Genomic DNA, 25,222 nt, shown 5'->3' with positions numbered 1-25,222 from the left:
ACATCCATGCCGAGTACGACCATCGAGCCGGACATCGACTCACCCGGCGAGCGTAAACCGGAAAAGCGCGATGTCGGCCGCACCTTCATCGGGTACCTGACCGAGGCCAACAGCGTGATGGTGACGATCTATTCTTTGCTGCTCGCCTTCGCGATCGGTGCCCTGCTGATCATCGTCTCCGACGCGGCGGTGCGGGGAGCCTGGGGCTACTTCTTCAACCGGCCCGCCGATGCGCTGAGCTTCTCGTGGCAGGCGGTGAGCACGGGATATCGCGACATGTTCGAAGGCGCGATCATCGACTTCGGGCGGCTGCAACAGTATTTCGACGGTGATGCCACGCTCGCCCAGGTGCTGCGGCCGATCTCGGAGACGCTCACCTACGCGACCCCGCTGATCTTCACCGGGCTCGCCGTCGGCCTGGCCTTTCGGGCCGGGCTGTTCAATATCGGTGGGCACGGGCAGTTCATCTTCGGCATGCTCGGCGGCGTGATCGTCGGGTTCGCGCTCGACCTGCCGCCGCTGCTGCATGTGCCGCTGGCCCTGCTCGCGGGTGCGCTCGGCGGTGGCCTGCTCGGTGCCATCCCCGGTGTGCTCAAGGCGAAAACCGGTGCGCACGAGGTTATCTCGTCGATCATGCTGAACAACATCGCCACCTATTTCCTGCTGTGGGCGTTGGGCACCACGTTCATCCATTCGACGACCTCGCAGGAGCTGGTCTCCAAGCAGGTGGACTTCTCCGGCCGACTGCCGCGGCTGCTCGGGTGGGCCGGATCGGGGCTGCGGGTGAGCGCGGGGCTGTTGCTGGGGCTGGCGCTCGCGGCCGGAATCTGGTGGCTGCTGCGCAAATCCACCTTCGGGTACCGGATCCGCGCGGTCGGCGCCAATGCCCATGCGGCGGCGACGGCGGGCATCGATATCGGGCGCACGTTCATCACCACGATGGGGGTGTCGGGCGGGCTGGCCGGGTTGGGTGGTGCCGCGCTGGTGCTGGGGCTGAATCCGTACACGGTCAACCCGGGCTCGGTCGCGGAATTCGGGTTCGACGGGATCACCGTCGCGCTGCTGGGGCGGGCGCATCCGGGCGGCATCGTGGCCGCGGCACTGCTGTTCGGTGCGCTGAAATCGGGCACGCTGCACATGCAGCCCGCCATCCCGGTCGAGATGTCCACGCTGTTGCAGGCCGTGATCGTGCTGTTCGTCGCGGCGCCCGCGCTGGTGAAGACCCTGCTGCACCTGCGCACACCGCGCGGTGGCCTCAACACTCTGGAAGCGAGGGGCTGGTGAGTACCACCACCGCGTCACCGGTCGTCACGACCGAAGCCACCCGGCACAGTGTGGGCGGGGCGGTGCTCATCGTGCTCGGTATCGGTCTCGGCGTCCTCGGGCTGTTGTTCATCGACGGCGGACGAACGACCACCTACCGGCTGGATCAGACCACCGAGAGCAGTTGGACGGTCGGCACTCTCACCGTTGTGCTGATTCTCAGTGTCCTCACGGTGGTGCTCGGCGGTGTGCTGCTCGCCCGGCCGCTCTCGCGGCGAGCGCACGGGGTGATCGTGGGCGTCGCGGTAGCCGCGCTGGTGATCGCCGCGCTGTCGTGGGTGGTGACGCCGGGTGTCGGCTTTCCGGTGGAGTTCGTACTGGCCTCGACGTTGTTCCTGGCGCTGCCGTTCATCTTCGGCGCACTGTCCGGTGTGGTCTGTGAACGTTCGGGCGTGATCAACCTAGGCATCGAGGGACAGTTCCTGGCGGGTGCGTTCACCGCGGTGCTGTTCGCCTCGATCACCGACAACCCCTACCTCGGAATTCTGGCCGCGGTGCTCAGCGGCATGGCATCGACGCTGCTGCTGGCCTGGCTGGCGACCCGCTTCGAGGTCAACCAGCTGGTCACCGGTGTCATCCTCAACCTGCTCGCGCTCGGGCTGACCGGCTTCCTGTTCGAGCGGCTCATGCGCATGGACCATTCGCTCAACGAGCCGAGCACGGTGCCGCGCATCGGCGAGTTCCTCCATGACATCGGCCTCGGTTTCCTGACCGGCATCCCGGTGCTCGGCCCGGTGCTGTTCGACCAGAACCTGTTCGTCTATGTCGCGCTGGCCTGCGTGTTCGGGCTGTCGTACCTGCTGTTCCGCACCCGCTGGGGCCTGCGCACGCGTGCCGTCGGCGAGCATCCGGCCGCGGCCGACGCCGCGGGCATCGACGTGAACCGCCTGCGCTTCTGGAACGTCACCTGCGCCGGCGCCCTGTCGGGTTTCGGCGGCGCCTTCTTCACCATCGCCAACAATGTGGCGTTCAGCAAGAACATGACCGCCGCGCTCGGCTTCGTCGCGCTGGCGGTCATGATCGTCGGCCGCTGGAAGCCGGTCGGCGCCCTGCTGGCCGCTCTGCTGTTCGGCTTCTCCAGCGCACTGGAACGCTTCCTCAACACCATGCCGGGCAACCCGATCCCCACCGAATTCCTCGGCATGCTGCCCTACGTGGTCACCCTCGTCGTGGTCGCCGGCTTCATCGGAAAGGCCGTCGCGCCCGCGGCCGACGGCATCCCGTACCGGCCGGGCGACGAATAGTCAGCCTTCCAGCAGGACGGTGATCGGGCCGTCGTTGGTGAGTTCGATCTGCATGTGGGCGCCGAATTTTCCGGTGGCGACGGTGGCGCCCAGTTCGCGGAGGGTTTCGGCGAAGGTGTCGACGAGGGGTTCGGCGAGGGGGCCGGGGGCGGCGGCGTTCCAGGAGGGGCGGCGGCCCTTGGCCGTGTTGGCGTAGAGGGTGAACTGGCTGACCACCAGGATGGGGGCGTCCAGGTCGGCGGCGGAGCGTTCCCCGTCGAGGATGCGCAGCCGGTATGTCTTGTCGGCCAGGGCTTTCGCGATGGCTTCGGTGTCGGTGTGGGTGGCGCCGACGAGGGCGAGCAGGCCGTGGGGGACACCTGCCGCCGCCGGGTCGATGCGCCCGACCACCTGATCGTCGACGCTCACCTGGGCGCTGGTCACACGCTGTAGCAGTACTCGCACAGGCACCGATCATGCCGGGTGAGTGTGCTCCGCGGATTCCGGGGCGTCTCATCCCGCATCAGCAGCGTGAGATCTTCACCGGTGCGAATACCACGGGTCGGCTTTTCGCTGTGACGGGTCAGTTCTTGCCGAAGAAGAGGATATTCGGGCCGTAGTCGGTGAGCGGGGCCTTCTCCGCGGCCTGGCGGATGCCAGCGCCGGGGAGTTCGGTGACCTTGGCGAACATCTCGGCGTTGCCGAAGGCAGCTCTGACCTGGGTTTCGGAGGCGTAGTCGGCGCCGTAGTCGGCCAGGGTCGCGAAATCCAGCGGGGCCAGCGGGGCGTCGAGGGGTGCCTGACCGGAAGGTCTGCCGAGGGCAGCGTATTGGGTGGCGATGCCGTTGTCGTAGACGCACAGTTCGTAGGAGATCTTCTCGATGGTGGCGACGGTGAGGACCGGCCATTTCATCGAGAGCGCGACGGCGAGCGGATGTTTGCCGAGCGCGCCGATTTCCCAATTGAGGCTCTTCACCGAAATCCAGCTGCCGGAAGACTTCTCGACGAGCACCACATCGGCACCGAGCTGCGTGTCGAGGTTGGACTTGGGTTCCTTGACGCCCCAGTGCTTATCGTGCACACCGGCGAATCGTCCGGCGTCGACCGGCTCCGCACAGTCCTGGGCGTACGCGGCGACGATCGCGGCACGTACCTGATCGAGTGCGTCCGGCGCCGAGCAACGGACGGCGATCGCGCCGTAGGTCGCCGAGATCTCCACCGGCCGTGACGGCGGCTCCGGCATCGCCCCAGCCGCAAGAGGTTTGAGGCCGACGAGCGCCAGCCGCCAGTTGATCTCGTCGATCGTGGCAAGGTCGCCACCCGACTGGTACAGGATCTGCTGCTGGGTCAGCCGCCCCGCGCGTTCCAGGGTCTGCGCGCCCAGTTTCATCAGTGCCTGCGTGGTCTTGACCGTGAGATCCAGTTCCTCGACCCGGGTTTCGCGCAGTTTCGCCGTACTCGCGGTGGTGGTCACCTTGGAATACAACGTGCGATAGCTCGCGATGGCCTGCTTGCGCGAGCGCCCCACCATCAGGGTGCGCAGCAACGTGCTCAGGCTCGCCAGGTACTTACCCGGCTGTTCGGAAGCGCGCGCGTACATCGCCGCCCGAATCCGCACCGCCGACTCGCTCGCCGCCACCGCCGCGTCATGATCGAGCCGCATCAACCACACGCCGCACTTGGACAACCCGTCGGCGCACATGGCCGAGACATCCGGGTAGTCCTGCGCGACCTGCCGATACGCCGAACAGGCACTGCGAATGGTGTTGGTCGCGAGCTGGCGATGCCCGACCAACCGGGTCGCCTGCTCGAACAACCGCAACGCGTCCTGCAACGCACCCGCGTATTCGTAGGAGACATACCCGCCGACCAGCCAGTGCAGCCGGATCGCCACCGCTTCCTGCGCGGGCTCCAGCGCCTCCGCCGTGCGATCGCGCCCCGACGGATCATCCCTTGTCGTCAGCAAGCCCTGCGCCAGCTCGGTCAACGACCCGGCCAAGCGCAGGAAATCGTCGGCGTGCTGGCTGCGGGTGTTGGCGCGATTGGCTGCCACGCGCCGTTCGAGGCCGCTCAGGTCGGTCATGAGCAGTTCCATCGCGACGTCAACCCGATCCCCATCGTTCGTTCATTCATGGCCGTCGGACGGCCGCCAGCGCTTCGATCGAGTCTGTCACAAATCGGTGTCGGCCGTCGGATCGTGGTCAGATTGCCGATGCTCCGCTCGTCCGGCGAACGGGGGCGTTGCCACGTTCCGACGCGGGCGGCGTCGTGTGGCTGGTTCGACCGGGCGTCGGAGTCGGTGCGCGGTGCCGTCGAACAGCTGTGGCCGAAGATGACAGATGTGAAAATTCGTGGTGGCCGGAAAAGGTTGGGGCTGGGCATATTCCATTGCGGTGGCTAAGCTTCGAAGGTTCCGGTCCGAGCGAGATGGGCCGCGTTGGCGTTGGCGTGCACCGAGGAGCTAGGCGTGGGTGAGAAAACTCCGTTTGATGGGGCGGCGGGTAAGGCGAGCATCAGAATCGAGACCGGCGCCGCGCTCCAAGCAGCCAACGCCTGCCGCGATGTCATCGCCGTACTGAAGGGGTGCCAGGCCCTGCTCGCGCCCGGCGCGCTCAACAACTATTCCGTCGACGCGATCGGTGGCGACGACGTCCACGCGAAACCGTTGAAGGACAGGTTCATCGAGGAGACCCGACAGGCGTCGGACTCGGTCGGCCGGTTCATCGACGCGCTGCACGACATGGGCGACATGTTCAAGGCCGCGGGCGCGGTGTACACCGGCAACGACAAACTGTCGGCCGGCGACCTCGAGGCGCTGAAGAACAAGAAGAACGAGCTCAGCGGCGTATCGACCTCGCCGGGCGCGGCGAACCTGAAAGACGTCATCGGGAAGGCTCGTCCGTATCTCCCGCCGGACTATGAGTTCAGCAGCACCAACAACACGCCGCACAACGACGATATCGACGTCGCCAAGAAGCCGACGCTGCCCGCCAAAGCCGAGACCGACGATGTCTTCAAACCCCACGCCCGTACACCATCGAGCATGACCTGGAAAGACCTGCAGAACCTCGGCCAACGTATTGAATGGAACCAGGTATCGGCGGAGGTACCGACCTGGAAGGTGCTGGCCGACCAGGTAGAAACGGTGGGTCTGACGTTCCAGACGGCCATTCGCGCAATCACCACCTCGAATTGGGAAAGCAAGGGTGGTGACGCCGCCTTCACCGCGGTGCAGGGATTCGTCGGTTCGCTCGGCTCACTGCGCCAGGGTTTCCTGATGATGCACGGCGCGTTGCAGTACACCGTCGACTTCCTGCACGCGACCGCCGCGTCCATGCCGGTGCCCGCCGACGGCGAAACCTGTGACGATGTCGGCGAAGTGCAAGAGCTGTACAAGACGCATTACTACGACGGCTTCGACGCAGTCCAAACGATGTACCCGGTGGCCGCTGAGCCGACGGTGCCCAAGGGCGCGCTCGGCCCGCCGCCGCCGGAGAAGAAGAAGGAAGAGGAAGGCCCAGGCAAGCGCGACGACGGCACGGGCAACGGCGGCGGTAACCAGGGCGGCGGCAATCAGGGTGGAGGCAGCAAGGGCGGTGGTAGTCAGGGTGGCGGCAATCAGGGTGGCGGCAACGACGATGCCCTGAAGGCCCAGCGTGAGGAGCTGGCCAACCAGAAGTCGGAGCTGCAGAAGCAGCGCGAGCAGCTCACCGAACAGCAGCGGCAGTTCCAGGAGCAGATCAATCAGAACAAGTCCGGTGCTGGTCAAGGCGGTGCCGGTCAGACGGGTGGCGGCGGCAGTACCGGCGCGGGCGGCGCCGGCAGTTCGGGCTCCGGCGGTTCCGGCAGCAAGGGTTCCGGCGGCGCTGGATCCGGGGGCACCGGTTCCGGTAGCTCCGGTTCCACGAGCGGTTCCGGTGGCAGCCCGGATATGTCGTCGATGATCTCCGCGATCACCGGCATCGTCTCCTCGGTCACACAGGCACTGCCGAGCGTCATCGAGGCGCTGTCCAGCATCGACCTGAGCGGCGCCACCCCGGATCTGAGTCAATTGACGCAGGCGCTCGGCCAGTTCCCCGACCTGCGGGCGGCGATCTCGGACTCACCCGAATTCGCCACGCTGATGGCCGAGCACCCCGAACTGGTGACGGCCGCGCGCTCGGTCGGGCTGACGGTGGACGAGGTGACGCCGATCGCGGCCCCCGCCGCCGGGTTGGCAACGGGCGAGCCCGCGACGGCGTCGGTCGGCGCGGCTGCTTTCCCCCGCGCCGCGTTGCCGGACTTCAGCAATCTGGGGTCACTCGGCGACATCGTCGCGCCGATCGTGGCCGCCAGTGCGGAGGTCGTCGCACCCGAGATCCCGGAATTCGCCGAGGCTTCCGGTGATGTCAAGGGCGTCGGTGTGGAGAGCCGCTCATGACCGGACGGTGGGAATTCACCGACGTCGAATTCCATGTGCTGTGGCAGCGCCTGGTCCGTGCGAGTATGCCGCGCCCGCTCACCTTCGTGACCGAGGTCCAGGACTCGAACGTGTTCGAGCACATGAAGCACGATGCGTGGCTGCGGGTGAGCGAGATGATCGACGGCGAATTGCAAACCGCCATCGATGTGCTGGCCAAGCCCCAGGTCTATGTGCGATTGCGCGGGTGGCACGACCGCGCGTCGGAAGACCCGAACTACATGATCAAGGCGCGGGCCGCCCGATCGGGCGCGCACGGCTACCTGGTGTACCAGAAGCCGGGTATCACCTCCTGGCACAGCTCCGGGTACATCGTGGCCGAATGCGGTCCGCACGGATTGGCCGAGGCGATCGCCGCGCGCATTCCGGACCTGGCGGCGGGCAAGTCGGGGATCATCCCGCTCGTCGGCGGACAATCGACCGGCAACGATCATCTGGAGGCGCGCCCCTCGATGATCTTCGAGGAGGCCGACACCGGGATCGCCACTCGCAGTGCGGCTTTCTTCGAGATCGAGGCCGAACGGACCGGGGTCATCGAGGTCCTGCAGAACCAGTCCATGTTCGGTTCCCGCGGCATGGAGCGTGACATCATCCTCTGGCGCGACCTACCGGGTGACGGACGGTACGCGATCGAACTTCCCTCCGATGAACCGGAGGCCGAACCGGCGACCCGGCGACTGTTGGCCGACAAGATCGATCGGTCCGTCACCAGGATGATGGAACGGGTCGAGGCGCACTGGGAAGCCAGCGCGTGAACACACGATTCATGTTGCTGTAACGAAGGATTCGCTTGCGGCAGGCAGTCTGTTGCGTAGGCGAACGAGATGTGGTGTGCTCGGCGCACCCGGGTTGGAAGGATGAGGACGCGATGGCCCCGAAACTCGAGTTCGATGCCGACCTCTTCCGTGCTGCCGCGCAGAAGTCGGATGCGGTGCACGACAAGATCGAAGCGGTGTTGTCGACACTGAAGTCCGCGATCGGCGGCCGCGACGGCTGCTGGGGTGACGACACCCTCGGCTCCAACTTCGCCAACGGGCCCGGTGGCGACGACGGTTACCTGAAGATGAAGTCCAGCACCACGATCAACGCGAAGGCGATGGCCGACGGGATGGGCAAGTTCTCCGAGGGCCAGACCGACGCCGCGGAGAAGATCGACAAGATGGAGCACGGCAACCGCGACGGTTTCAGCTGAGCGGGCGGGCGTAGTCATGAGCAATGAACAGGCCAAGGCCGATCTCGCCGACATCATCGACGGTGTGCAAGAGCAGATGCGCGCGGTGGCGCGCATTCAGCAGGCGCGCGCCGAAATCACCGCCAGCGCAACGGTTCGTCGGCGCGTCACGGTCACCGTGAATGCCGACAACAAGATCATCGAGACGAAGTTCGGCGCCGATATCGAAGACCTCGGGTACGCCGAGATCGCGAAGGCGGTCACCGAGGCGGCCCAGCAGGCCAGCGGCGAGGTCGCGCGCAAGGTGGCCGAGCTGATGACACCGTTCCAGGAGCAGCGCGCCCGTATGCCGAAGATCTCCGACCTCGTCGAAGGGATGCCGGACTTCCGGATTCCGGGCACCGTCGAGGCGTCGATGGCACCGCCCGAGCAGCGCCGGGACAACCGAGAAGATCCGACGCGGCGTGAACGTGGCAGTGCTGCGACGGATTCGAGCTGGTGACGTAACTTCGCATGGCGCTCGAGCTTCCGTCTGGGCTGGAATGGCTCAAATACATCGTCGGCATGGAATGGCCCCACGGCAATGAAGACGACATGTGGGCCATGGCCGGTGACTGGGCCACCGCCGCCGACGGGCTGCGCGAGATCCTCGACGATATCGACGCGGCCAAAGCCGCTGCGCTGAAGGCATATCCGGTCGGCGACGGCGTCGACGACATGATCACCGCCTTCGACAGCATGCGGACCGGTGATCAGTCGCTGGAGAAGCTGGCCGAATTCTTCGATCAGGTCGGCGAGACCGTGAACTCGACCGGTACCGAGATCGAGTACACGAAGCTGATGTTCTACTCGTCGCTGGCGCTGCTGGCGGCGGAAATCATCGCGGCGTGGATTTTTCCGCCGACCGCGCCCGCCATCGAGGCTCTGGCCATCAGCATCACCCGCGTGGTGGTGCGGCTGATCGGCGAACGGGCCGCCGCCTGGATCATTCGCAATGTCGCGCGGTTCGCCGCGACGAAGATCGTCTCCTTCATGGCCAGGCACGTCCTGATCGACACGGTGCTCGGCACCATGCAGGAACTGATGATCCAGCAGTACCAGGTCGACAAGGGGCACCGTAAGGAGATCGACTGGAAGCAGGTCGGTTCCACGATGGTCAGCTCGGCGGCCGGTGGCGCCGCGGCCGGACCGTTCGGCGGTTGGCTGGGTAACCGGCTCGGCGCGGAGATGAAGCCGATGCTCAAGGGCGCCATCACCGGCGTCGGCGCGGGCATCATGGGCACGATCGGCGGCATGGGCGGCCAGTTCGCGTGGGATGTGGCCGACGGCGGCCTCGATCAGGCGCTCAACAATCTCGGCAACGCGTTGACCGACCCGCTGCAGTGGTCGGCCGGTGTGACCAACGGTGCGATGTCGGGCGCCAACAGCGCCGCGGCGAACGCGGCCTGGAACAAGATGAATCCGGGGCTGTTCAACCGGCCCGCCTTCGAGCCGCGTCTGGCCGGATTGTTCGGTCCGGACGCGAATCTCGGTGGTTTCGGGCGTGACGGCGGCACCGGCGACGGTGACGGCGAGGGTGACGGCAGCGCCAACCGGCCCGACGACGGGTCGGGCGCGCAGAACCGCGGTGACAACCGGTCCGACGACGGCACGCTCAACACCGGTGAGGGTGGCACCGGCGATCAGTCGATGCGTCCCGCCGGGTCCACCGACAACACCGGCGAAGCCGAGGGTGACAACACGCCCGCCCGAGGCGAAAACGACGGGCGCGCACAGCAATCCGAGGACAACAGCGGCCAGGGCGGTGGCGGCGGTACCCGTCAGGAGGGTCGGGCCGAAGGGCAGACCGACGCCGGTGGCCGCTCGGAGGGTGGCGCTCGGGCCGACGGTGGAGGGCAGGCCGACCGGTCGACCGATACTGGTGCGTCGCAGTCGGATTCGGCACCGCAGAGCCGGGCGGAAGTGTCCGAGGGAGCGAGCAGCGCGGCCACGTCGGGCGAGCACGGCAGCAGGATGGACACCACGTCGTCGGATTCGACGTCGACTCGCGATACCAATGTGGCGCCGGTCGCGGCCCAGCAGGGTATGCCGCAGACCACGAACGCGCCGCAGAATACGAACGCGCCGGGCCAGTCGCCGGCGCAGCAGACCAACACGCCCGGTCAGCAGGGACAGTCCCCGGCGACCGGCCAGCAGACCAATACCACTCCGCAACAGTCGAATTCACCGGCCGACCGGTCGCAGCCGACCAACTCGCCCAGCGACACACGTCAGCCCAACGCCGCACCCGCGCGCACCGCCGGACCCGAGATCCGCGCCGGGGTCGACGCCGCCCAGCCGCGCGCCGGTGCCCCCGACGCGCGCACGACCGCCGCGGGCGACGGCTCGACGGCCCGTCCGTCGGTCGCCTCGCGCGCCGAGGTAGCCGGTATCGCCGACACCACCAGGTCGAACGAACACAGCGGCGTCCGCGCCGAGCACGCCGCGACCGAGGCGCCGAGGGCCGCGACGACCGACACCACCGCGACGCAAGAAGTGAGATCCGAAGCGGCCGAGCCGGTTTCGGATCGGAACCGCGCCGACGTCGACGCCGAGGCCGTGCCGCCCGTCGTCCCCATTGCGACCCCCGACTCCCCGTCGGGTCGTCGCGCCGAGCCCGCGGGCCAGAACCGCAACCGCGACATCGGCGACGACCGCGGGTCCGAAGACCAGCGCGACCAGTCCGACGACCTCGGTAAACGCGATCGCCCCGAGGACACCCGAGATCAGTGGCGCGACAGCGAGGGCAACCTCCCGGTCTACGACGACTTCCTGCCCAACGGCGAAGGCGTAGTCCATCGTCCGCACAGCACCTCGATCGGTGACGACCCGGCCACCCACAACGTGCGCGAGAACCTCCTCAACGAGGGCGAACACGATGTGATCCTGCACGGCAGCGCGGACGGCAGCCCGATACCGGGCAACCGCATCCCGACCCACCCCGAGCAGATCGTCCAGGCGATCCTCAACAACCCGGACTACCAGCCCGGCACGCCGATCCGCCTGATGTCCTGCCACAGCGGCAATTCCGCGGGCTGGGCCCAGTACGTCTCCGACCGCCTCGGCGTCACCGTTCGCGCCCCCGACGGCGTGGTCGGCACCGAACCCGTCCCCGGCTCACCTGCCATCTTCAAGAACCCGACAACGAAGTGGCAGACCTTCGAGCCCGCCCCGGACATGCGCGTCAACCCCGGCGACAGCCGCGAGGCCATCCCGGCCCTGCGCCCGGACAACGACTTCTCGCCGGACACCGAGTGGCGGCACGGACTAGGGGACCTGGTCTCGGCAGGTGATCGATCCGATCCGAACTCGATGTGGATGGGCGACGACGGCCCGCCGCCCAGTAGTTACTTGCAGCCGAGCCCGGGGACCGATGGGGTGCCGCCCCAGCTGAACGGTGACGGCGACATGGTCCAGCGGCTCGGTGAGCTGTCGTTGGACGATCCGCGCGTACAGGTCGAGGGTGATCCACCGGCGATCACGGCTGTCGACGGCATCCCCATCGACGAGTACAGCGACCGGCTCACGAACGAGCGCGCGTTGCAGTTCGCCGAGCAGGGCGCTCGCTACACCGAGCTCAGCAAAGAGGTCGCCGCCGCGGCGAAGGTCAGGGAGGCGGCCGAGAAGGCGTTGAAGAGCGCCGACAAGGCCGTGAGCAACGCGGACGGCACACTGCGGAAGGCGGTGAGCGACCTCGAGAAGGCGCTGGCCGGCGGCGACCAGTCGAAGATCGGCGAGGCTACCGCGGCACATGAGCGAGCTGTCACCCGCAGCGAAGCCGCGAATCGGGCGCAGGAAGCCGCTTTCGACCGGTTCCATGACGCCGCGAATGCCGAGGCGGCGCGGCGTGATCTGCTCGCCGCGGCGCAGGCGGACGGCACCGCGCACAACCCGAAGACCAGAGGCACCGTCACCTCGATCACGATCGACCGCTTGACCGGCCGGGTCTACGAAGGAGCCAACGGATTCGAGAATCGAATCCCGGTGTCCGACCTGCAGCCGGCGATCGTCGACAACATTCGCCGGACCGGTGCCGATCCGGACGAGCTGTTCGCGGCACCGCAGGGCGATCACGATCGGCTCGCCTACCCGCACTACGGCAGCCCGATCGAACACGCCGAGGTCCGTGGGACGAACATGGCGCTGCAGGATCGGGCCGCCGACAACGAGCGCGCCGGTCGCGAGCTGTATCCGACCGGGCGTGATGGCTTGGACTCGATCCTCAACACCCCGTACTACCCGGAGGGCACCCCGGGCAACAGAGAGTCCACCGGTCCGACACCGTCACCGTGTTGCGCGAACTGCAGCCGCACGGTCGCGGGCACCGAAAGTACCGCGGGCCATCTGCGCGGACATGATGGTGCCCACCCGACGGGCGCCGTCGCCGATGGTGATACCCGGCGCCATGTGGTCTCGCCGTTCCCGCCGGACTCGAATATGGCGCACGTGGTGCCCGACACCAACGGCAGCGCCGCGACCCCGAGCCAGGACCCGCACCGGATCGGTCAGCTGACACCGGCGGCCACACGCGTCACCGACGGCGTGATCACCGAGATCAACGGCCGCTCACCCGACGACTTCACCCGCGACCTCGCCAGGAACCGTGCGGCCGAGCACGAGGAGGTCAAGCGCGACCTGGTCAAGGCCGCCACCGACAACCTCGCGAAGAAGCTGCCTGCGCTGGAAGCGGCACAGCGGAAGTTCGACGACGCGGACGAGGCTCATCGGGCCAAGCCGACCAAGGGCACCGAATCCAGCCGCGACGGGCACCAGAACAAGCTCGACAACGCGCAACGGGAAGTCGACGCGGCGCAAGCGGCGCTGGACGCGGTGAACGCCACCTTCGGCCGGAATGGTTCACACATCGCCATCGTCGTCGACCCGGTCTCCGGTCGGGTGTACGAAGCCGCCGTCGGCGACCACACCCCCGAGCAGGTGACCGCGCAGCTGCGTGAACTCGCACTCTCGGAACGGACACCGGAACAGTCTCGGCTCGACCCGGACGGCGACGCGTTGCATTCGGCGACGCACGATTCCGAGGCGGGACCGTTCCATGAATCGGGCGGAGCGCGTCGACCGGCACAGATGTTCGACGACGATCTACAGAGCGCGTGGGCCGCCGAAGCCTACGACCTCTTCCGGGCCACCGACGGCGATATCGACGCCATGGTGCGGGCACTGGCCGACGTCGAGCGGGGCGATGGGTCAACAGGTTTCACGCGGGCCGAGATCGAGCAGGTCAAGCGGCATCTGTTCATCGAGGAGCACCCGCTCACCGCGTACGACGACGACGGCAATGCGATCGGTTTGGTGAACCGGCGCTACGACGCCGATGCCGATATCGCCGAGGCATGGATGCGGATGGCGCTCGGCACCGCGCGGCCCGACGACATCGTTCTGCTCGAGCACGAGGTGGCCGAGTCCAACTACTATCGCGACAACCCCGGAGCCTCCTATCGGCAGGCTCACGAGTTCGCCAACGAGAGCTTCAACTGGGAGTCGCTGCACCCGGTGCCGCGATCCGGCGAGAACCTGAACAATTGGAGGTCGGAATTTGGCGATGTTCCTGAGGTTCCGACTGGCGTCGGAGACCCCGACGGAGGCGACCTACCAGTTCGGGGGAGCGGAGAACCTGGACCGCTCCCTGACAATTCAGCTGCCGGACTACCACGTGAAAGTGGCGGACGAGCGGATGGACCGGATGGCGATCAAGGTCGCGGGGAAGGCGATAACCCAGCACCGCAAGGACGGGACCTGGATCAAAGCCGGCAATCATCAGGCCTAGACGATTCGCCCCAGTGGATGGGCGAGGACGAGCCGGATCAGCCCAGCCACGAGGGCGAACAGCGCGAGGTTCGCGTCCGGGTCGGTGACGACGGGGAGATCGTCTCGCTGCATGTGCGGCTCGAGGACGGTCGCTGGGTGGTCGCCGAGGCCGCGGATCTGCCGCAGACACCGGCGGACTCGGATGAGCAGGCCCCGAAGCGGGGCCGATTGCGGCAGTTGGTCGACATGCTCAACGACGGCTACCAAGGGTTGAACCTGAAGTATCCGTCGGGGTCGGGGATCGATGGCCTCGGACAGACCGCGCTGCGCGACGGCGTCACGGACGCACCGGTGCTGTTCGATCCGCCGCAGCAGCAGCCGCAGCCGGTCAGTCCGCCGCCGGACGGCCCGGAGTTGCGGCCGCCGCCGGAGGGCGCGGGCGATCCGGCGCTGAATGTCGCGCGCATCGGCAAGGAAGGTGCGACGGTCTGGCAGAACCGGGAGGATCTGCCACTGGTCGGCCGGTTCATGGGTCGCATGCAGGACGTGGCGGGTGAGTACCACCCGGTCATGAATCCGGACGGTTCCGAGTATCGGCCGTGGATCACCGAGGCGGACCCGCTCGCGGTGCGCGATCAGGTGATCAGCGATATGCGGGCGCAACGTCTCGACCGTGACGAGGCACGCGCGATTCTGGAAGAGCTGTTCGGCGTCGCCGACGCGGAGCTGCGTCAGGAGCTCATCGACAGCCTCGAGTTCAACAACCTCGTCGACTTCGACGAGGCCCGCGCGCTCGAGGAAGCACCGCCGTACGACCCGGCACAGCACGAACTCGACGGTCCGCCGCCGGAGGGCGAGAGCCTGACGGACATGGCCGATCGGCTCGGCTTCCGGCTCGACGACGAGAGCCCGGAGGCGCTGCGGCGCGCGATCACCGAGCAGACCCATCGGGTGCTGCGCGAGGTGTCCGAGATCGCGGGGCTCGCCGCTGCCGCCGCGCGTGCCGACGAGGAGCAGAGCAGGCCCTACCTGCGGCCGGACCAGAGCCTCGACGAGCCGGGCACCAACGCGCTCGACACCGTGCCCGACGGAATCGACCCGCGCAGCACCGAACTCGACGAATACGACGGCCTGTTCGGCCCCGACGAACCACGGCCGACGCTGTTCGGCGATACCTCCTCGCCGCGCGCGGTCCCGTTCGCCGACGAGGTGTCCTTCGACGACAAGAACCCGATGGGCCGGTTCCTGCGCGACCTGGTCGTCGCGTTCGAGGGCCGCACGGCCCTGCGCGACTACGACGGGATCGCCAACGGCGCCGACCAACTGCCCGAATGGGGCAACATCGCCGACGCCATCGAGCTCGGACGCGACCAGGGCACCCCGGCCTACTTCGAGAACGCTTTGCGGCGCGACCAGCTGCGCGACGAATTGTCCAGTTGGGCAACGATGCTCGGTGCTGATCTCACCCAGCTCGGTGGCGCCGACCTCGACCGCACCATCGGCGACCTGCGTGCGGCGGCGCAGCAGCGAGCCCAGGATCTGGCGGCTTTCATCGCCGCCGCCGAGCCGGTGCTGCGCGCCGACACCGACGAACCCATCAGTCACGCCTACAACGATCAGGTCGCCCGCTTGCCGGGGCCAGATGGTCAACCGGACCGGCTGGTGGTCACCGACGGCCCGCTCGACCGGGCACAGGCGCTGGCTCGCGTTCTCGATGCCAACCCCGATGTGGCGCAGCGCCTTCGGGACGGTGAGCTGACCCTCGACTTCAGGGAGACCCGCAGCGACGCCGACGGCAATGTACACCTGGATCCGGTGCCGACGCCGCAGGTCCATCACATCGACAGCACGATCGCGGGCGCCGAGGTCAAGGTGACCATGGTTCGCGACGGGGACGGGCAGTGGCATCCGGTCCAGGCCGATCCCGAACCGCCGCCGCTGACCCGCCAGGAGATGCGCGCCGAGATCGACAGGCTGGCAGGCGAACTCGACCTTCGGCCCGCCCAGATGCACCCGGCCGCGCTCGGCCCCGCCCTCGACAGCCTCGCCATCGACAACGCGGTGCGGGCCGGGCAGATCGAAGCGCTGGCCGACTACACCCGCCAGATGCGCGAGATCGAGACGTTCAACGCGGTCAGCGACGCGCGCGGCCAGCTCGCGGCGCGACTCCGGTTGTCCGAGGCCGACTTCACCCCGCGACGCGTCGCCGAGGCACTCGTCAAGCGGTGGGTTCGGAACCCGACGCGCGACCAGCAGTTCGAGGATCTGCTCGACGGTCCGCGCCACGAGCCCGCCGACAACCAGGGGTACTCGCGGCAGTTGCGCGAGATCGACGCCGACGCGGTGCATGCCGCGCAGAACCGGCTGCTCGAGGCGCTCGGTGTCCGTGACACGGAATCGATGCGGCCGCGGGAGTACAAGACGGATCCCGCGACGAAGAAGCTCGTCGGCTACGGTCCGGCCGAGACCGGCATCGACCCGCACAAGCTGCGCAAGCGGGTCATGCGGATGCAGCGCCAGGGGCAGGGCGACCAGGTGCGCCAGGCCCTCGCCGACTACGTCGAGGCGCTGCTGGCCATCGACCGCTACTCCGACGTGCCGAAGGGTGATCACCGGAACGATCCACGGACCACCGGCGAACCGGATGTCTATGACATAGACGGCATGGACACCATGCGCGCCGCGGTGCGGGCCGCATTGCCCGGCGGCGATGTGCTCGACTTCGGGCGCCTGGTCGCCGAGCACGCGTCCCGCGCGTCCGACGCCGCCCAGCCCGTCGACCCGAACAGCCCACGTCCGCAACCGAATCAGGATTGGGCCCGCCTGATCGGGGTCGACGTCTCCGAGGCGGGCTCGCAGCAGGTCGCGCAGGTACTCCAGGACTACCTCGACGCCTACGAGGCCTCCCTCGGCGGTGACGCCGGTAGGTACGCGGGTCTGTCGCCGGAGGAGTTGGCCGCTGAGGTCGATCGCCTGCGCGCGGACCTGCAGGCCAAGGCCACGCGGTTCAACGACGTCTACGAGGCATACCGCGACGGCAAGATCGAAAAGCACGAGGGCCCGAATCCGGAGGATTTCGCGGCCGAACTCGATCGCCTGCGCGACGAGGTCCGCACCCGCGCCCAACAGATCACCGAACTGCGCGCACTGGCCGACGCCTACGACCGCTCCACCCCGGAACCCGACCCGGCCGCAGCGACGCGCGAGGATATTCCGCTGCAGGCCGGCGCGACCCGCGAGGATATTCCGCTGCCGGCCGCCGCGACCCGCGAGGATATTCCGCTACCGGGTGCGGCGACCCGCGAGGACAATCCGCTACCGGCCAACGCGACCCGCGAGGACAATCCGCTACCGGCCAACGCGACCCGCGAGGACAATCCGCTACCGGGTGCGGCCGAGACGCGGACCGATCTCCCGAGCAACGGCCAAGCGACGGTACGTGACCCGCTGCCGCAAGGAGCGGACGACACCAGGCCCGACATCACCGAGCGCGGCAGCGAACTGGACGCCAGGGCCGACGCGCGCCTGGACGAGACCATGCGTGCCCTCGACGAGACCGCCGCCGACCTCGACCGGCCGATGGCCACGCTCGATGAGCTCGTCGGTCCCGCCGATCCGGTCGACCCGTTGTCCGCGATCGACGAGGCGTTTCGGCGTCAGGATGCCCTCTCCGAGGAGTCTTTCGCCCGGCGTAAGGCCGAGGCCGATGCCGCGAACGATGAGCTGATCGACCATCTGACGGCGCGCGGCGAAGACCTCGCCGCACAGGAGACCTACCTGCGTGCGCAGCGGGAGTTCGATGCCGCGTACTCCGAAATCACCGATCGTTTCTCGGAATTGATGCAGCGCGCATCGGAACATGCTGAAGTTCCGCAGGATTCGTCGCGATCCGATGACGGGGATGACAGCGGCAATGACAGCACTCGCGACGACGACGGCCCGGAAGAACCCGGCCCGCAGCCCGCGAATCCCGGTGGCCCGCCGCAGAAGCCACCTGCTGACCACCCTGCCGCGCCGATGCCCGACCCCGAGGAACCGAACGGTCGACCCGAGGGCGAACCGGTTTCCGCGATCGAGGAAAGTCCGCAGAACGGCGACGATCCCGACGCGGCGGCTATCGAGCGCGCGCAGGCGCTGCTCGACTCGGCGAAGGCGGAAGCGTCGCGATCCGACGACGGCAACCGCGATGACGACGGCCCGGAAGAACAGGGTCCGCAACCGGCTCGACCCAGTGGGCCACCCGGAAAGCCGCCCGCGGGCGAAACACTCACGCTCACGCCCGAAGCCGAGCAACCGTCCCGCCGGACCGCGGCCGACCTGTTCCCGCTCCCGCCCGAACCGGCGGAGCTGGCAGTGCGGGAGACCCCCGAGACCGACGTGCCACCCACTCCCGACGACACCGCCGATCCGCGTGAGGTCGGTACCCCGGCGCTCGATGACGTGGCGAAATTCCTGCGTGAGCTCGGTGATCTGCCGCCCTCGGCGACCACCGATGTCACACCACTCAACGACGTCACGCGCGAGCATGTACGCAGACTCGCCGAGGCACTCGGGCTGGGTGACCTGCTCACCGGGCTCGCCGATCCGCTCGGTGCCTTGGCCGAGCTGGCCGATCTGGCGCGAGCGCGCGGGTTCCTCGACAGTGCCCTCGATCCCGACGCCGAACTCGGGCAGCCGATGCGCTACCCCGACGACTACGACGCGCTCGACCTCGACGAACTACAGGACGGCCGCGACCAGTGGCAGTTCGAGGGCGACCCCGAGGTGCGCGCCCGGATCGCCGAAGAACTGCGCGACGCGGGCCTGGACGACGGCACCCGCAACGAGCTCACCCCCGAATCCGAGCCCGACCCCGCCGAACGCCCGATGCGTCCGGCCGGTGTGCTGCCGCCCACCGACGGACCCGGCCAGCACCCGTCGACACCGCGCGTCGAACCCGCCCAGCAGGCCGCCGAACGCCTCGCCGCCCGCTTCGGCATCGACCCGTCCGACACGGCCGCGGTCGACGCCAACCGCTACCGCAATATCCTGCGCGCGGGCACGATCGAGGCCTTCGCCGAGACGGCGCGGCGCTTCCACGAAGCCACCGACCCGCGTGAGCGCGCACAGCTGGAGGCGAGTGCTCGTCGCTGGGCGGCCAGGCTCGGACTCGCTCCCGATCCGGGCCTGACCAGGGCCGCCGACGACGTGACGCGATTGCGCGCCGGTGTTGCCCGCGACGCCGCCGACCTCGCGCACCTCACCCACCTCAACGCCGTCGAACTCGACGAGCGGCACCTCTCGATCGAGGTCGACGGCGAGCGGATCCTGGTCCGGCTGGTCGACGACGGCCCCGATTCCTGGCATGTCGAGCTGGTCGAACGGCCCGCGCCCGAACCGACACCGGCACCGACGGTGGTGCAGGCGCCCGAGAAGCCCAAGTCCTGGCTGCGGCGCCTGTGGGACAAGATCAACGTCGGGTACCAGGGGCTGAACCCGAAGTACCCGTCGGGATCCAGTGTGGACAGCGCGGGCCTCTCGCTGCTGGGTAACCAGGCCGGGCTCCCGCTGACCACGACGAAGGACCCCACCCCGGGCGGTCCGGTCGGCGACGAGTACGAGCTGCTCGGCGTCAAGTTCAATCCGGCGCGCTGGATCATCGAGGGCGACAAGTTCTGGAAGAACCGGGAACTGGTGCCGATCCTGCGGCACCTGTCCTCGCGCATCGCCGACCAGGCGGGCGAATTCCTGCCGGTGCGCAATCTCGACGGCACCGAGTACCGGCCGTGGATCACCGACGCCGACCCCGAGCTGCGTCGTCAGATCGAACAGGAACTGCGGGCGGCCGGACTCGACCACCTCATCGACAGCGATACGCCCGAGCTCACCGACGGGTCGGAAACGACACAGCGCGAACAACTTCCGGCCGCCGACGAGACCTCGGTCGAGCCCGCCGAGCCGTTGCCGCCATGGGCGCAGGAGGTTGTCGACGCGGTCCGGCAGCGGCTCATCGACGCCGCGGCGCTGGAGGCGCTGGCAGGCGAACTCGGCATCCGGCTCACCGATTTCACCGACGCGGGGCTGCGCGATGCCGTCGCCGAAGGCGAGTACCGGTTGCTGCGGCGCGACGGTGTGATCCGCGGGCTGGAAGTCTCCGCGCACGGCTTCAACGAGGAGCACGCGCGAATCCCGTTCCTGCCGAGCAGCTATTCCGGACAGGATCCGCTCGGTTCGTTCCTCGAGGAAGTGGTCGACGCCAACGGTGGTGACACCAGCATCCTGAACTGGCGCGGCGTGAACAACGGCGGTGAATGGGTCAGCGCCTGGGATTCGCTGGAAGCCGAGGAACAGCCGGGCCGCGACCAGGGCCTGCGCAAGTACCTCGAAAACGCTGTCCGCCGTTCGGGTTTGCGCGACGAGCGGTCGACCTGGGCGCACCTGTCCGGGGCCGACCTCGACGCGCTGGTCGCCGATGTCGACGCCGTCTTGAACTCGATGCGCGAGCAATTGACCCGTAATGGTGGCGTGCTCGACGAATTCACCCGGCGCGCAGCAGAGTTCACCGATTCCGATTTCGGCGACCGGGTGATCGTGGACACCGAGAACGGCCGGATCGCGATCATCGACACCGGTATGGGGCCCGAGCAGGCGCTGGCCCGAGCGCTGGCCGACGCCGACGCCGATTTCATCGACCGGGTGAACCGGGGCGAGGTCGAGATCGACATCAGGGCCGTCAGCGTCGATCCGGCGGGTCGGGTGCAGATCGTCGAACTCGACGCACCCGACGTGCGGCATGTCAGGACCGAGGTGGACGGCCGGACCGTCGACGCCACCCTGCTGCGTCGCGGGATCGAACCGTGGCAGCTGGTCGAGCTGCCGCCGACCACCCCGGAACCGGCCACCGGCCTCGCGGTCGCCGAACAGCCGAACACCCCTGTGGGAGATCCGCGTTCAGCGGTGGAGATCCTCGCCGATGTCGACGCGGTGGCGCAGCGGCTAGGCATCGACAATCCGGTCGGAATGCCCGCCGACGACCTCCGCACGCTGATCAGCGACCTCGAACGCGCCAACCACGTGCGGGCTCGCCAGGTCGAAGGGCTGCTCGACTTCGCACTGTCGACCGACACCATCGACACCTTCAACGATCTGCACACCGCACGCAACGCGCTGGCGTTGCGCGCACTGGTCGAGGCGGGCGCGCTCACCCCGGAGGTCGTCGCCGACACCATCGGCGATCCCGGCACCGGTACGGCGCTTCGTCGTCAGCAGGTCAAGGACCTGCTCGCGTACGTGAAGCTGCTGAGCGGAATCGACGCGGACGCGGTGACCGCCGCCAGGGACGCGCTCGCACCGCACCTCGGCCTGCCGCGTGGCGCGCTGCCTACCAACGCCGACGCGCTGCACGACGCGATCGTCAACCGGATGAACCGGGTCACCCGCACCGACCTGACCACCCCGCTCACCGATTTCGTCCGTGCGCTCGGCGCCATCGACCCCTATACCGACGGCCTGATCTACGACCCGGCGACCGACCCGCGCGCCGTCAGCGACGATCCACCCGTCCACCAGCGCGACGCCCTCGACTTCCTGCGCGAAGTCGGGGCAACCGACCTGTCCGACACCCGCCCGCTGCCCACCGACCCGGACGCGCTCCCCGGCCCCAGCCGCGACTACGCCCGCCTGCTCGGCCTGGACCTGACCGACGCCGACCCGGCCCAGTTCGCCAAGGCCTACGAATCCTTCCGCGACGGCCGCATCGACAAGCACGAACGCCTCACCACCGACCAGCTCGCCGAGACCCACGCCCAGATCCGCGATGAGATCCGCGCCCGCGCGGCCGACATCGCGGCCCTGCGCGCCCTGCTCGACGAACCACACGCGCCGACCCCGGAAATGTCGGCGCCGTCCGCTCCCGGCCTCCCGTCACCCTCGAATCCGACGCGGCCGGAAGGACTTCCACTTCCTGGCCCGAACGCCCCCGATGGTGGTCCGTTGCCGGATGCGACGCGGCCTGATGGTCTGCCGTTGCCGGATGCGACGCGGCCTGATGGTCTGCCGTTGCCGGACCCGACGCAACCCGATGCCGATCCTGATGATCCGGACGCGGACGGCCAGCAGCTCGCCCCCGCGGGGCCGCCGTCGAAGCCGCCCTCCTCGCCGCCGACCGCGCTCACTCCTGAGCCGGACCCCGAGTCGCGGGACAACGACCACACCCCGTCGCGGTCGACCGAACCGGTCGATCGGCAGGTGTGGCCCCCGGTCGACAATCCGGACCCGACCCTGCGCACGCTGGACGAGATCGCCACGGAGCTCGACCGGCCGTTGGCGAGCCTCGATGACCTGGTCGCGCCCGCCGAGCCGGACAACGTCCATACCGAGACGCCCGATCCGACACCGGTCGACCCGCTCGCGGTCGGCGATGTCGACTCGACTCGGATCGACGGTGCCGAGGAAAGTCCCGGCGCCGAACCGCGCGGCGACACGTCGGCTCGCGTGGACCACGCCGAACGCGCTGCGGCGACCCCGACTCGCCCGGCGGCTGCCCACCCGGCCGAGACCGTCAGGCCCGACAGCCCGGCGGTCGCACAACCCCGCACGGAAAGCGCGGTGGCGGAGAAGAACTCGCGACCGGACGACGAGCAGGGTCAGCGGCCGGCTCCGGCCGGGCCGCCGTCGAACCCGCCCGCGGACCCGAACACCGCGCTCACGCCGGAGCCAGAGGAACCGCGCGGCCCGTCGCATGACCACAAGACCGCGCCGACGACCAGCGCCACCAAGACGATCGCCGACCTGACCGAGCACCCCGGCGGTGTCGTCCGGGACGCCGACGGGCTGATCACCGAGGTCGACGGCAAGCCCGTCCAGGAACACACCGACGCCGTCGCGCGGGACCGAGCGGGCCGATTCCGTGACGCGGCCAAGTCGTTCGCGCCGCGGGAAGGCGAGTCCCAGAAGCAGGCCACCAAACGGGTACTCGCGGCGCAGAAGAACGGCACACACGTCTCCGACAAGTCGCACGGCAAGGTGACGGCAGCGGTGGTGGACCGCCGGACCGGAACGGTGTTCGAGGGGACGAACGGCCGCCGCGACGATGTCGTGCCGAAGAGCCGCCGCCATCCCGCCCTGCGCGAACGCGTCGAGGCGATGGAAGCCGAAGGCCGCGCACTCGCCGACGGTGGCTATCCCGCGCTGGACCGCAACGGTCGACCGGAGGCATCGCCCGAGGGCTCCCCGGCAGGCACCCGACCACACCCGCATTTCGACAACCCATGGGGCCACGCGGAAGTGAAGGCGCTCAACGAGGCGTTGCATGCCCGCGACCGGGAGAACGAGCGCCGTCAGGCGAACGGCGAACCGCTGCTGCCCGCCGGCGCCGACGCGTTGCGCGAGATGTACGCCCAGACCTACAAGCCGTTCGATGGCAAGGACCCGGTCCCGACACCGTTCTGCGCCAACTGCCACCACACGATGGGCGATGTCGGCTGCCACAGCGGCCGCTACAGCGGCTACCCACAGACGCCGGAGAACCTGGTCGACGTCTACCAGCCGGATACCGATCAGCCCGCCGACCGAACGCCCTCCGAGAACGATCACCCCGCCGAACGGCCGGTGAGTACAGCGGAGACGCCACCGCCGGTCGCGCGCAGCGAATCGGTCCCGGTCCCCGTGACCTCGTCCGATCCTGTTCGACAGGAACAGGACTCCGAGTCGTCCGACCCGGTGAACAGCTCGACGGCCGAGTCGGTTCCGGAGCAGGTCCCGCCCCCCGAAGTCGGGGACAGTGGCGAGACGACGGCCGATCCCGACGCGCCCTCCGTCGACGTCGCGTTCTCGCTGGATTCGGGCGACGACCGTGATGGGCGTCCCGACGCGGGTGAGCGGACTCACCGGACCGACGACGCAAACGGCTCCACCACCGATGATCGCGGTGGCGATCACCGGGACGGCGATGATCCCGGTGACGGTTCGGGTGGCGACGAGAACGGCGATCGTGACCGTGACGGTGACGATCCCGATCGGGCGAGGGTGATTCCGGACGAGCCGCGCTATCCACAGTTGCCGGGGCACCGGATGCGGTCGCATATTCCACACCCGCCGCACGAGTACGAAGTCGACCTCGTGGTGCCGCTGTTCGATCCGATCAAATGGCCGACGATGAATGTGGACGGTTCCGAACCCGCGGATCCGCACCGTCCTCCGCAGCCGACGCATCCCCAGCAGCCGGGTCAGCCGAGTCATCCGCCGCAGCCAGGACATCCGGGACAGCCGAGTCATCCGCCGATGCCGACGCATCCGCCACAGCCGACGCATCCGCCGATGCCGAGTCATCCGCCACAGCCGAGTCATCCGCCGATGCCGTCGTACCCACCGCAGCCGACATACCCACCCATGCCGTCGTACCCACCGGCACCGACGTATCCGACGCCGACCTACCCCACCCCGTCGGTGCCGACCTACCCGACACCGACCCCGTCCGCACCGTCGTACCCGAACCCGTCGTACCCGCCGGGGACACCGACGTACCCGAGCCCCGCCGACCCGTCGGCAAGCCCGTCGTACCCGAACCCCTCCGGTCCAGGGGGCCCAGGATCGGGCACGCCGGGCTCGCTGCCACCGAGCGGCACGCACGGTCCCGGCGCGAACCCCGCTCCCGGCTTCCCGAACGGCGCCTACCAGCCAGGCACCCACCCGTACCCCGGCGCGAACGGCCCATGGCCGACCCCGACCCCGACCGATCCCAACGCCGGCATGTACCCGCCCGGCGCCCCGATGGGACCGATGGGCGGCGCCCCCGGCGGAAACGGCGGCGGACGTTCGGGCAATGCGAACCGCTATCGCCCGGACCAGGGCAACTCCGAACCCACCGATGCCGTCATCGTCCGCCCGTTCGCCGGGTACGGCGTCCCTGCCCAGTTCGACCCGCATTCCGGCGGACTGCACCCCGCACCACCGGACTCCACCTCCGCGGCGGGCGTCTACGCCGACCTCGGGGAAACGCCCGTCGTGTTCTACCGTGGCAGGGACGGATTGGTGCTGCGAGCCGGTCTGCAGTCGTTCCACCTGGACGGCCCGGTCGACATCGTCTGGGAACGCTCAGCCCAGCGACTCACCCGATTCGCGGTCACCATGGCCGGGCAGATCCAGTGCGAACTGGTCTACCGCTCGCTTCCCCAGGAGCTGGACCTGGGACTGCTGGTCCGTGACGTGGCGGCCGATCCGAACCGAAGGGCGACGATCTTCCGGTGACGCGGCGAATGGATG

Annotated in this window: 9 protein-coding genes; 7 read left to right on the top strand and 2 right to left on the bottom strand. The window is 68.7% G+C overall.

Translation table 11 applies throughout. The features are described 5' to 3' along the window. The first annotated feature begins 6 nt into the window (after nucleotides 1–6). Nucleotides 7–1,284, top strand: a complete 1,278-nt coding sequence (locus ACFWPK_RS23550) for an ABC transporter permease (protein ID WP_378919110.1) — start codon at nucleotides 7–9, stop codon at nucleotides 1,282–1,284. After that, on the top strand, nucleotides 1,281–2,567 hold the full coding sequence (locus ACFWPK_RS23545; protein WP_378919108.1) for an ABC transporter permease: 1,287 nt from the start codon (nucleotides 1,281–1,283) through the stop codon (nucleotides 2,565–2,567). The genes ACFWPK_RS23550 and ACFWPK_RS23545 overlap by 4 nt, the downstream gene beginning before the upstream one ends. On the opposite strand, the gene dtd is transcribed toward ACFWPK_RS23545, so the two are convergent. After that, a complete protein-coding gene (dtd, locus tag ACFWPK_RS23540) occupies nucleotides 2,568–3,011 on the bottom strand; it encodes a D-aminoacyl-tRNA deacylase (RefSeq protein WP_378919106.1) in 444 nt (147 codons plus the stop codon). Nucleotides 3,012–3,129: 118 nt separating this feature from the next. Then, on the bottom strand, nucleotides 3,130–4,629 hold the full coding sequence (locus ACFWPK_RS23535) for a hypothetical protein (protein WP_378919104.1): 1,500 nt from the start codon (nucleotides 4,627–4,629) through the stop codon (nucleotides 3,130–3,132). A gap of 384 nt (nucleotides 4,630–5,013) precedes the next feature. On the opposite strand from ACFWPK_RS23535, the gene ACFWPK_RS23530 reads away from it, so the two are divergent. The 5 genes from ACFWPK_RS23530 to ACFWPK_RS23510 all read left to right on the top strand — a co-directional run bounded on the left by ACFWPK_RS23530 (nucleotide 5,014) and on the right by ACFWPK_RS23510 (nucleotide 25,207). After that, nucleotides 5,014–6,966, top strand: a complete 1,953-nt coding sequence (locus ACFWPK_RS23530; RefSeq protein ID WP_378919102.1) for a cell division protein ZapB — start codon at nucleotides 5,014–5,016, stop codon at nucleotides 6,964–6,966. Continuing rightward, nucleotides 6,963–7,760 (top strand): ESX secretion-associated protein EspG, encoded by a 798-nt coding sequence (locus tag ACFWPK_RS23525; protein ID WP_378919100.1) that lies wholly within the window; start codon nucleotides 6,963–6,965, stop codon nucleotides 7,758–7,760. Before ACFWPK_RS23530 ends, ACFWPK_RS23525 begins: the two co-directional genes overlap by 4 nt. A 113-nt stretch (nucleotides 7,761–7,873) precedes the next feature. Continuing rightward, nucleotides 7,874–8,197 (top strand): hypothetical protein, encoded by a 324-nt coding sequence (locus ACFWPK_RS23520; RefSeq protein WP_378919098.1) that lies wholly within the window; start codon nucleotides 7,874–7,876, stop codon nucleotides 8,195–8,197. 16 nt (nucleotides 8,198–8,213) lie between these two features. Next, the gene (locus ACFWPK_RS23515; protein WP_378919096.1) at nucleotides 8,214–8,678 is read left to right on the top strand and encodes a YbaB/EbfC family nucleoid-associated protein; all 465 of its coding nucleotides are present in this window, start codon (nucleotides 8,214–8,216) and stop codon (nucleotides 8,676–8,678) included. A gap of 11 nt (nucleotides 8,679–8,689) precedes the next feature. Then, the gene (locus tag ACFWPK_RS23510; RefSeq protein WP_378919094.1) at nucleotides 8,690–25,207 is read left to right on the top strand and encodes a hypothetical protein; all 16,518 of its coding nucleotides are present in this window, start codon (nucleotides 8,690–8,692) and stop codon (nucleotides 25,205–25,207) included. The last annotated feature ends 15 nt before the right edge of the window (nucleotides 25,208–25,222 follow it).

Origin of the sequence: Nocardia sp. NPDC058519 (assembly GCF_042719755.1) — a bacterium.
GTDB lineage: Bacteria > Actinomycetota > Actinomycetes > Mycobacteriales > Mycobacteriaceae > Nocardia.
The sequence above is the reverse complement of the archived record's forward strand: the minus strand, read 5'-3'. Positions and strand labels throughout refer to the sequence as shown.